Consider the following 7,664-nt stretch of genomic DNA (forward strand, 5'->3'; position numbering starts at 1 on the left):
CTGCCGCCCGTTCCGGGTCGCGACCTCGTACCAGCTGCCGAAGGCCGCGATATCGCCGGTGAAGCGGATGACATCGGCCACCGCCTCGCAATAGACGGCGAAGGGGTCGTGATAGGCCGGATCGAGCCGCCGCCTGGCCGCCAGCACCGGGGCGAGCCGGTCCCAGACATCGCGGCCCTCGGCGCTCATCCACCCGGGCGCCTCGGGCACGGGCGCCGTCTGGTCGGCCTTCATCGGCACGACATTGTCGAGCTTCGGCTTCTGACCGCGCATCGGACCTCCCTTATGGGCTTATCTTCGTGGGCTTTTTTTGCCAATTCGGCCCGCGCAACAGGAAAGCTCCCATGCGCGGTTCCCGAGGGGGGCCGTCGATTTTTGGACACCCCCCGGTGTCAGCTGCGCCCCAGCACCTCGCGGGCGGTCTTGCGGCTGTGGCAGGGTTTGCAAAGCGCCTGCCAGTTCGAGCGGTCCCAGAACCGGGCGCGGTCGCCCTCGTGGCGGGCGATGTGATCGACCTCGGTCGCCGGGGTCACCAGCCCCAGCCCCGCGCAATCGGCGCAGAGCGGATGGGCCTCAAGAAACGCGGCGCGCGCTTTCTTCCAGGCGGGGCTCGCGTAGAGCTTCGCGCGGCGCCGGATCTCTTCGGCCGTCTTGATCTTCGCCCGGCGAGCGCGGCCCCGGTCGATCCGTTCCGCCTCATGCTCTTCGCAGAGCGCACCGCCAGGCACAGCGAGGTCGTCACAGCCCGAGGCCGCGCAGAGCTTGCGGATCGTCATGGGTGAGGCCTCCCGGAACGCAGAACGCCCGCAGCGGGGGATCCGCTCCGGGCGCAGCTTGGGTGACCGCACTATGTCAACCGGGCTGGAATCTCGTCAAGAAAAAAGTTTCTTGACCCATGTCAAAGCGACTTTCGCCATCACGGGGCGCACTTGAGACCGTCAAAATACCGCTTGAAGGTAGGTGTTCCGAATGCTGCAATTTCCGATCCACATTCCCAGACAGAGCTATCGCGGCCAAAGCAAGAGCCTGGCTCGACTGATCGAACGCTGGAACTTCGACGCAGCCGCTTTGGAGGCCCATGGGAACACCCTGGCCCTTGAACAGATCGACGACGAGGTCCGCTACAGCTTTGAGCAAATAGCGAAGGAAACCGGCTACGATCTTCGGCGCGTACGCGAGCTCTACCTCGCGGCTGGATGTGCCGGACACGCGCTCTCTATCGCCAGGCCTAAACCAGAAGATGCGCAGGAGTATCTGGAAGAGCTGACGGCCGAGGCGCAAGGCGGAAGCGGGCTGACACTTGAGGCAATGATCGCCCACCACGCGGAGCGCCCTCTTCGAAAAGGTGATCGGGTGGCGCATCCGTCTTACGGTGAAGGCACCGTCGCCCTGCTCCTTGCAGAGGCGACCGTTGCCTGTGTGGACTGGGATGACATGACCGTTGCCGAGCTCAGGATGTTCACAAGCCAGTTAAAGAGGGTCGAGACGGGCCCTATCCCCACGGCCGCATCGGCGGCATGTCCCGGGTGACCTCGATCCGCGTCAGGTCCGCGCCGGTCAGCGCCGCCTGCACCGCCAGCAGATAGCCCCACCAGTCGAGATAGGCCCGGCGTGCGGCCGCGATCTGCGAGGGCGTCGGATCCCAGTGGCAGGGCGTGAAGCGCACCGCGTCGTGGACGATCACGCCCTTGCGGTTGCGGCGCGGGATCGGCTGCCAGCCCTCGATCCCGAGCATCGCCGCATTCGCCGTCTTCGCGTGGCGGCCCCAGCGGTTCACCGTCCAGTCCTCCGGCTTCAGCCGCGGGCGGGCGTCGGGCATCCAGTCGGGCGTGCGGCCCGCACGGGCGAGATCGGCAACCAGCGTCGCGGCGTACCAGGGCAGCGTGTTCCGGACGACGGTCGCGATCAGTTCGGCATCGTCATGCGGGCGGGACCGGCCGCGGCTCGTGTCGACCCGGGTGCCGAGCTGCGCGCGTTCGAGGGCGACATATTCCATGCCATAGGACCGCCAGCCGGTGCCGCCGACCGCCCCGATCTCGTCATGGTCGAGCCGGGCGCATTCGGTGCCGAAGGCCCATTCCAGCGCCGCCCGCACCGGCATCGCGCGCCGGGTCCGGGGCGCGGGCGACACCCTGACCCGGGCCGCCGCCGTCATGCCGCGACCCCGGCCTTGCGCAACGCCCGCGGCCCCACCGCCACCCGGATCCGGTCGAGCTCGACCTTCAGAACCGACAGCTCGGCCAGCTTCTTCTCGGCCGCCGCCCGCTGCCGCGCCGCCTCGTCGGCCACCGCCCGCATCTCGCGTTCCAGCGCCTCCATCCGGCCGAGCGCCGCCGCGATATCCTCGTTGCCGCCATCGGGTCCGAAGAACGCATCCCGGATCTCGGCCACCCAGCCCGGCATCACCCCCAACACCTCGGCCACCGTCGCGTCGGTGTCGCCCTGCCGGTAGCGTTCCGCCGCAGTGTCATAGACCTCTTCCAGCAGATCCATGATCTCGCGCTTCTGCGCCCGGGTCGGCTGCCGCAGCGCCTCGTCGGGTTTCGGGTCCGGCGCCCGGGCCGGGGCCGGTTTCGTCGTCGTCTTCGTCATGCCTGTCGCCTTTCGTTTCGCCTCGCAGCCCGGGCAGTGCAGCTTGCCTTTCACCTCGGCCCAGCCCCGCCCGATCATCTTCCGCCTCGTCTGCCCCTCGTCCGGCGCCCAGGCCTGACCCGGCCGCCGCAGGTAATTGCAGGTCACCACCTCCTCGCGCCCGCAGCCATCGCAGATCACGCGCGCGCGGTTCACGCCCTTGCCCTGGATCGCCCGGATGCTCATGCCGCCGCCCCCGCCAGATCGGCGATGCGGCGGCAGCGGGCCAGCTGGGCCTCGCGGTCCCGCAGCCAGGCCGCCTCGGCCGGATCGAGGACGGCCGGGTCCGTTCCCGCCAGATGCGCGTGGCGGCGCAGCGCCTCGCCCGCGGCTTGGCGGATCTGACCCAGCGCATAGCCGCCCGGCCAGCGCCGGGTGCGGCGCAGATCGTCCAGCAGCTCCGGCGCCCAGCCCTCGGCCAGCGCCTCCCGCCCCACCGCATGGGCAAAGACCGCCCGGATCAGCGGCGAGGCATCGTCGGCGGGCGGCTGGATCTGCGCCGCCGCCTTCAGGATCGCATTGGCGATGGGGAAGCGGTCGCGGTCCTTGCCGCCGGGCGCGGCCGCCGCCATCTCTTCCAGCGCGGCCAGGTTCGGCGGGGTCATGTAGGCCAGCCGCTTGGCCAGATCCGCCAGCATCTCCTCGAACTGCGCCTTCGTCATCGCGCCCGGCTTCACCAGCCCGCGCCGCAGCAGCGGCTCTATCAGCAGCCCCCGCACCCGCTTTTCGCCCTCGGCCTGTTCCTTCGCGTCCATCGCCGCTTTCCTCTTCTCAGCCTCGCCCCGCCTGGCCCTCCGCGCCCCCGTCCGGGGCGGCGCGACCAGTTTTCTCTTCTCGTTTCTTCTCGTTTCCTCTCCTTTCAGCGGTGACGGAAACGGCGCAAAAAAAGGGGATCGCCCGGTGGAAACACGGAAAATTCCGTGACTTTTCCGTCCGGTTCCGTGATTTTCCGTGATTGTTCCGGAATATTCTGTGACGGTAACAGAATGTCACAGATCGAACCTGACCGGATCATCGGGCCATCTCCGCGGTGAACTCGTCCAGCGCCTGGCGGATGAAGCCTTCGCGGCGCTGGGTTTCGGGGTAGCGCTCGGCCAGCCAGTCGTCGAAACGGTCGAGGAATTGCGGCCCGCGCAGAAGCTGCCCGGCCCCGATCCGTTTCTCGATCATCTCGCGCAGATCCTTCAGCCGCTTGTTGCGGCGGCGCTGTTCGGCCTCGGCGCGGTTGCGGCGGCTGCTGGCCAGCGCCTCGACCGCGACCTCGGTCACCACCGGATGCGCCAGCCGGATCTCGCCATTGTCGCAGCGCACCCGCGACCAGCCATGCAGCGGCGTCATCTCCCGCTCGCAAAGTTGGTGCCAGCGGTCGACCGTGATCCCCAGCGCTTTGGCCAGCAGCCGCTCGTCGGTCGGCAGCGTGCCCACCGGGGTTTCGTCATGGGCCTCGCAGATCAGCAGGAAGCCGTACCAGCCGACCTCGGGCTCGGCCAGCTGGCGGAACTCGCTCTTGCGCCAGCGCTTGAGGTTCCATTGCACGAAGAAATGGGAATCGAGCCGATCCTCGCTGGAAATCGGGTAATCCGGCAGCCCGCCGGTCTCGACCGGGGCCAGATGGCGACGCGCGGCCATCACGCGGGCGCCCCGTCCGGGCGCGTCAGATTTGGGCTATCCATGGGGGAACTCCTCCATCTGGTCCGGGCGCGCGGGCCCGGTCGGTGACGATGTGCGGGATGCGCTGGCCTGCCGGGCGCAGAGCGCCATGGCGGCGGCCAGAATGCGTTCGCGGGCGGCGCGGCCGCCCCGGGTCAGGGCATGGGAGAGATAGTCGTCAGAGAACCCCAGCGCGCGGCTGGCCTTGCGCTGCGAGGCAAAGTGCAGGCCCCCGATCTCGACGGGGTGCGGGTCGCGGCCGGGGCGGCGCTGGGGCCGTCCGATCCGGTCGGGATCGCCATCGGCCAGCGCCTTCCAGACCGCCTGCGGCGTCACGCCGAAGCGGGCGGCGGCGGCATGGGCATCGGCAAAAAGCTCGCCCCGGATCCTGACCGGCATCGGCTCGGCCCCCTTGCGGCCCGCGCCGACCCGGTCGAGCCGCCCCTTGCGCGCGGCCGAGCGCACCGCCTCGGGGGTCACCCCCAGAGCCCGGGCGGCGGTCGCCGCATCGGGATAGGTCGTGCCGCGGATGGTGAGGTCGGTGTAAATCCGCGTGGCCATCACATCCCCAGGGCCTCGCGATAGAGCTGCAGGACCGCCTCTTCCTCGGCGATGTCGTCCGCGTGCCGCTTGCGCAGCGCGATGATCCGGCGCAGGGCCTTGGTGTCGTAGCCACGCGCCTTGGCGGCGGCCATCACCTCTTTCTGCTGATCGCCGAGGGCGGCCTTCTCTTCGGCCAGCGCCTCGAACCGTTCGATGAAGCCCCGCAACTCGTCGGCCGCGACGCGGTACGTCCGGTCGCGCACCGCCTCATCCTCGGCGGCCTCCTTCATCGGGGGCCGCAGCCCGGCGGTAAAGCTGTCGAGCGGGATCGGGCCGGTCGTCGCCCCGGTCGGGCCGGTGAGCGAGACGGTCGGGCCGGTCACGCCCGGCCCCCCTTGAACCGCGCCAAAAACTTTTCCGCCCGCGCCTCGAAAAGCCGGGCTGCGGCGCGGGCTCTGCCCGCGCGCACCTGATTGAAGCGTCCGGCGACGCGCCAGTAGATCCGAATTGCCAGTGTCATGCCGTTTGCTCCGGGTCGAAGAGTTCGAAGACGGTCTCGGCGCCCGCGAGCGCCAGCACCGCCAGGACGTAATGCAGCCCCGGCGCGTTCTCGGATCGCAGCCAGTTCCGCACCGTGCGCGGGTTCACCGGCCGCTGCGCCGTGGTCAGCGCCTCGGCCACCAGATCGGCCAGCTCGGCCTCGCTCGTCGCTTCGGGGAAAGACCGCCACAGAAGCGAGGCGAACCATTTCCGCTCCCGCTCCTGCGGGTCGCGCAAATTCTGGAAGGACTTTTGCATAGCGACATCCCTATGGTGGCTTCGTGCAAAATGACTCGGGGTCGAAATCGATGGAGAGGACGCCGCCGGTGTGCTGCGCCCAGAATGAAAGCATGGCGCGGCGCTCAACATCCTGCCCCCCTCTCAAAGTCCGCTGCCCCCTCCTCTTGTGGTTTGAACGGCGAGTACGCGGGCCAGCTGTAGAAGGGCACGACGCCTTGCGTTGCGCGGGCGATCCTTACGGCAAGTTCAGGGCTTGGCTGGGACAGGCCTCTGACCAGTTTCGAAACAAGCGGCTGCTTGACGCCGATGGTCCGCGCAAACTGCGTCTGGGTCAGTGATCGCGCTTGAAGATACGAGGCGAGAGCGTTCATGCCCACAGGATATACCCATCAGGTATATACCCTGCAAGCATAATTATACCGGTGACGAATTTGTTCGGCCGTCACGGGCCTGTAGGATGCTGCCATGAGAGTTGCCGAAATAAGACGATCCAAAGGGCTATCCCAAGCCGATCTCGCGGAGCTCGCCGGGGTTGAGCAACCGACGATCTCAAGGATCGAGCGCGGGAATGATGCGGTTACGCTCCGCGTCCTCAGGCAAGTCGCAGCAGCTCTCGGCGTAAGTCTCAGCGATCTGTTTTCAGACGACCGGTCCGCCGCAGAAACTGCACTTCTGGAAGCATTTCGAAGTCTTCCGAAGGACCGGCAACAAGGCTGGCTTGATCTGGCGCAGACCTTGCTGGCATCCCAGGCCCAGCCAAATCAATGAACGCGAACAGCGTCTGACGGTCCATCTGCGCCAGCAGGTCTTCGAACTCTTTCGCTGAATCTGCCACTCTAACCTCCAGGAAACTGCCCCCGCAGGAGCCCTCCGCCATGAGACGCGGAGAGTTCAAGCGGACATTGTGACCGAAGGCAATACCTGTCGGGAATATTTTATTCTTGACCGGTATATACCTGACAGGTATTTGATGGCCTCCATCGAAGCAACTCGAAGGAGATCACCCATGAAGACCATCCTGACCACCACCGCCGCGCTGGCCCTGCTGGCCGCGCCTGCGCTCGCCGCCGTCAATGCCACCGAGGATCTGTCGGCCATCCGCCAGCCCTCGGCCGATGGGGCAGGCTGCTTTGCCGCCATCGCGGGCACCAACGCCTTCGAGCGCACCCACGCCCCGGGCTGCATCTATTACCGCGCCCCCACCGGCACCGATCCGAAGGAGGTCGAGGCCGCCGATCCCGAGTCCGCCGATCCCGGCGAGGCCGAGGGCGACGACAGCGAAAACGCCGGTCTCTGAGCATCGGTGCCCCGCCCCCGAGCGGGCGGGCATCCCATGCCCAGACCCCGTTCGCTCTCCGGAGGACCCCATGCCCCGCATGCCCAGAATCCCCGACCTTCCCGCAAATTACGGCTTCGGGACCTGGCGCGATGCGCTGCTGGGCGCCCTGATCGGCGCGCTCTTCGTCGGCTCGGCCTGGGGCGGCATCACGCTGGCCGGAATCGCCCACGGAAGCCTCTGATGGACACGACCCTCGCCGCCGCCCCGGAACTGGCCGACTTCGTCGCCGAATGGCGATCCGCCGCACCCGAGGTGCAGCTGGCCGCGATCCGCGGCGCGCTGCGCCGCCAGGGCATCGCCCAGCCCGCGCCCGAAGATCCCGCACGGGCCGGATACGAGATCCAGCTTTTCGGTCTTGCCGCCCTCGGCCGCGACGGGGCCGACGCCGCCCGCACCTGGATGGAGGCAGCCGCCCGCCGCTGCCCCTTCGCCTGAAACCGGAAGGAACACCTCATGTCCGACGACATTACCGCCGACGACAGGCTGCAAGACACGGCCCCGGACGCCGAACCGGACTGGATCCTGAAATTCACCCTGAGAGGAGGCAGTACCGTCGAATGGATCGGGTCGAAATCGGCCGTCTTCGGCGCGCTGGAAGAGCTTAAGACGCACGACCGCGCAACCGGCCCGTTGAACTGGTTCTTCCTCCCCATGGGGGCGATCAACATGGGCGAGGTTCGGGTCGTCACGATCCGCCCCTGCCCGCCCGAGACCAAGCCCG

General features: G+C 68.1%; 17 protein-coding genes and 1 pseudogene. 6 read left to right on the plus strand and 12 right to left on the minus strand.

Going from position 1 to position 7,664, the window contains the following annotated elements:
- On the minus strand, positions 1–273 hold a 273-nt coding region (locus tag EV657_RS20760; RefSeq protein WP_134079730.1), incomplete at its 3' end, for a P27 family phage terminase small subunit.
- A 119-nt stretch (positions 274–392) separates the two neighbouring features.
- Positions 393–776 carry an HNH endonuclease signature motif containing protein gene (locus tag EV657_RS20765; protein ID WP_134079732.1) on the minus strand — a complete coding sequence of 128 codons (384 nt, stop codon included), beginning with the start codon at positions 774–776 and terminating at the stop codon, positions 393–395.
- A gap of 193 nt (positions 777–969) precedes the next feature.
- On the opposite strand from EV657_RS20765, the gene EV657_RS20770 reads away from it, so the two are divergent.
- Positions 970–1,530, plus strand: coding sequence for a hypothetical protein (locus tag EV657_RS20770; protein WP_134079734.1), 561 nt, complete (start codon positions 970–972; stop codon positions 1,528–1,530).
- On the opposite strand, the gene EV657_RS20775 is transcribed toward EV657_RS20770, so the two are convergent.
- The 9 genes from EV657_RS20775 to EV657_RS22845 all read right to left on the minus strand — a co-directional run bounded on the left by EV657_RS20775 (position 1,493) and on the right by EV657_RS22845 (position 5,975).
- Positions 1,493–2,155 carry a hypothetical protein gene (locus EV657_RS20775; protein WP_134079736.1) on the minus strand — a complete coding sequence of 221 codons (663 nt, stop codon included), beginning with the start codon at positions 2,153–2,155 and terminating at the stop codon, positions 1,493–1,495. The genes EV657_RS20770 and EV657_RS20775 overlap by 38 nt on opposite strands.
- Positions 2,152–2,817: an LIM domain-containing protein gene (locus EV657_RS20780; protein ID WP_134079737.1), complete on the minus strand. Its 666-nt coding sequence runs from the start codon at positions 2,815–2,817 to the stop codon at positions 2,152–2,154. The genes EV657_RS20775 and EV657_RS20780 overlap by 4 nt, the downstream gene beginning before the upstream one ends.
- Positions 2,814–3,386, minus strand: coding sequence for a hypothetical protein (locus EV657_RS20785; RefSeq protein ID WP_134079739.1), 573 nt, complete (start codon positions 3,384–3,386; stop codon positions 2,814–2,816). The genes EV657_RS20780 and EV657_RS20785 overlap by 4 nt, the downstream gene beginning before the upstream one ends.
- 256 nt (positions 3,387–3,642) lie before the next feature.
- The gene (locus tag EV657_RS20790) at positions 3,643–4,260 is read right to left on the minus strand and encodes a hypothetical protein (protein WP_112317520.1); all 618 of its coding nucleotides are present in this window, start codon (positions 4,258–4,260) and stop codon (positions 3,643–3,645) included.
- A gap of 36 nt (positions 4,261–4,296) precedes the next feature.
- A complete protein-coding gene (locus EV657_RS20795; RefSeq protein ID WP_134079741.1) occupies positions 4,297–4,842 on the minus strand; it encodes a hypothetical protein in 546 nt (181 codons plus the stop codon).
- The gene (locus EV657_RS20800; protein WP_134079749.1) at positions 4,842–5,114 is read right to left on the minus strand and encodes a DUF2312 domain-containing protein; all 273 of its coding nucleotides are present in this window, start codon (positions 5,112–5,114) and stop codon (positions 4,842–4,844) included. Before EV657_RS20800 ends, EV657_RS20795 begins: the two co-directional genes overlap by 1 nt.
- Before the next feature lie 89 nt (positions 5,115–5,203).
- On the minus strand, positions 5,204–5,344 hold the full coding sequence (locus EV657_RS21765; protein ID WP_166673756.1) for a hypothetical protein: 141 nt from the start codon (positions 5,342–5,344) through the stop codon (positions 5,204–5,206).
- Positions 5,341–5,622: a hypothetical protein gene (locus EV657_RS20805; protein ID WP_075783949.1), complete on the minus strand. Its 282-nt coding sequence runs from the start codon at positions 5,620–5,622 to the stop codon at positions 5,341–5,343. Before EV657_RS20805 ends, EV657_RS21765 begins: the two co-directional genes overlap by 4 nt.
- 104 nt (positions 5,623–5,726) lie before the next feature.
- Entirely contained in the window at positions 5,727–5,975 is a 249-nt protein-coding gene (locus EV657_RS22845) for a helix-turn-helix domain-containing protein (protein WP_134079742.1), read from the minus strand.
- A 94-nt stretch (positions 5,976–6,069) separates the two neighbouring features.
- Here EV657_RS22845 and EV657_RS22850 point away from each other — a divergent pair.
- Positions 6,070–6,219, plus strand: a pseudogene (locus EV657_RS22850) (helix-turn-helix domain-containing protein); the annotation flags it as partial.
- A 10-nt stretch (positions 6,220–6,229) separates the two neighbouring features.
- Here the strand turns inward: EV657_RS22850 and EV657_RS22415 are convergent.
- Positions 6,230–6,439 (minus strand): hypothetical protein, encoded by a 210-nt coding sequence (locus EV657_RS22415; protein WP_243837769.1) that lies wholly within the window; start codon positions 6,437–6,439, stop codon positions 6,230–6,232.
- A 171-nt stretch (positions 6,440–6,610) separates the two neighbouring features.
- On the opposite strand from EV657_RS22415, the gene EV657_RS20820 reads away from it, so the two are divergent.
- The 4 genes from EV657_RS20820 to EV657_RS20830 form a co-directional block, all read left to right on the plus strand.
- On the plus strand, positions 6,611–6,901 hold the full coding sequence (locus tag EV657_RS20820; RefSeq protein WP_134079745.1) for a hypothetical protein: 291 nt from the start codon (positions 6,611–6,613) through the stop codon (positions 6,899–6,901).
- Positions 6,902–6,971: 70 nt separating this feature from the next.
- Positions 6,972–7,124 carry a hypothetical protein gene (locus tag EV657_RS21770; protein WP_166673757.1) on the plus strand — a complete coding sequence of 51 codons (153 nt, stop codon included), beginning with the start codon at positions 6,972–6,974 and terminating at the stop codon, positions 7,122–7,124.
- Positions 7,124–7,378 (plus strand): hypothetical protein, encoded by a 255-nt coding sequence (locus EV657_RS20825; RefSeq protein WP_075787367.1) that lies wholly within the window; start codon positions 7,124–7,126, stop codon positions 7,376–7,378. Before EV657_RS21770 ends, EV657_RS20825 begins: the two co-directional genes overlap by 1 nt.
- Before the next feature lie 18 nt (positions 7,379–7,396).
- Positions 7,397–7,664, plus strand: a 268-nt coding sequence (locus tag EV657_RS20830) for a hypothetical protein (RefSeq protein ID WP_134079747.1), incomplete at its 3' end; no start/stop codon positions are given.

The sequence above is a fragment of the Rhodovulum visakhapatnamense genome (genome assembly GCF_004365965.1).
GTDB lineage: Bacteria > Pseudomonadota > Alphaproteobacteria > Rhodobacterales > Rhodobacteraceae > Rhodovulum > Rhodovulum visakhapatnamense.

Excerpts from the sequence above, each read along its gene's own strand:
- EV657_RS22845 (WP_134079742.1), bottom strand. The coding sequence starts at position 5,975 with ATGAACGCTCTCGCCTCGTATCTTCAAGCGCGATCACTGACCCAGACG.
- EV657_RS20775 (WP_134079736.1), bottom strand. The coding sequence starts at position 2,155 with ATGACGGCGGCGGCCCGGGTCAGGGTGTCGCCCGCGCCCCGGACCCGG.
- EV657_RS20800 (WP_134079749.1), bottom strand. The coding sequence starts at position 5,114 with ATGAAGGAGGCCGCCGAGGATGAGGCGGTGCGCGACCGGACGTACCGC.
- EV657_RS20820 (WP_134079745.1), top strand. The coding sequence starts at position 6,611 with ATGAAGACCATCCTGACCACCACCGCCGCGCTGGCCCTGCTGGCCGCG.
- EV657_RS20795 (WP_134079741.1), bottom strand. The coding sequence starts at position 4,842 with ATGGCCACGCGGATTTACACCGACCTCACCATCCGCGGCACGACCTAT.
- EV657_RS21765 (WP_166673756.1), bottom strand. The coding sequence starts at position 5,344 with ATGACACTGGCAATTCGGATCTACTGGCGCGTCGCCGGACGCTTCAAT.
- EV657_RS20765 (WP_134079732.1), bottom strand. The coding sequence starts at position 776 with ATGACGATCCGCAAGCTCTGCGCGGCCTCGGGCTGTGACGACCTCGCT.
- EV657_RS20825 (WP_075787367.1), top strand. The coding sequence starts at position 7,124 with ATGGACACGACCCTCGCCGCCGCCCCGGAACTGGCCGACTTCGTCGCC.
- EV657_RS20790 (WP_112317520.1), bottom strand. The coding sequence starts at position 4,260 with ATGGCCGCGCGTCGCCATCTGGCCCCGGTCGAGACCGGCGGGCTGCCG.
- EV657_RS21770 (WP_166673757.1), top strand. The coding sequence starts at position 6,972 with ATGCCCCGCATGCCCAGAATCCCCGACCTTCCCGCAAATTACGGCTTC.
- EV657_RS20785 (WP_134079739.1), bottom strand. The coding sequence starts at position 3,386 with ATGGACGCGAAGGAACAGGCCGAGGGCGAAAAGCGGGTGCGGGGGCTG.
- EV657_RS20770 (WP_134079734.1), top strand. The coding sequence starts at position 970 with ATGCTGCAATTTCCGATCCACATTCCCAGACAGAGCTATCGCGGCCAA.
- EV657_RS20780 (WP_134079737.1), bottom strand. The coding sequence starts at position 2,817 with ATGAGCATCCGGGCGATCCAGGGCAAGGGCGTGAACCGCGCGCGCGTG.
- EV657_RS20805 (WP_075783949.1), bottom strand. The coding sequence starts at position 5,622 with ATGCAAAAGTCCTTCCAGAATTTGCGCGACCCGCAGGAGCGGGAGCGG.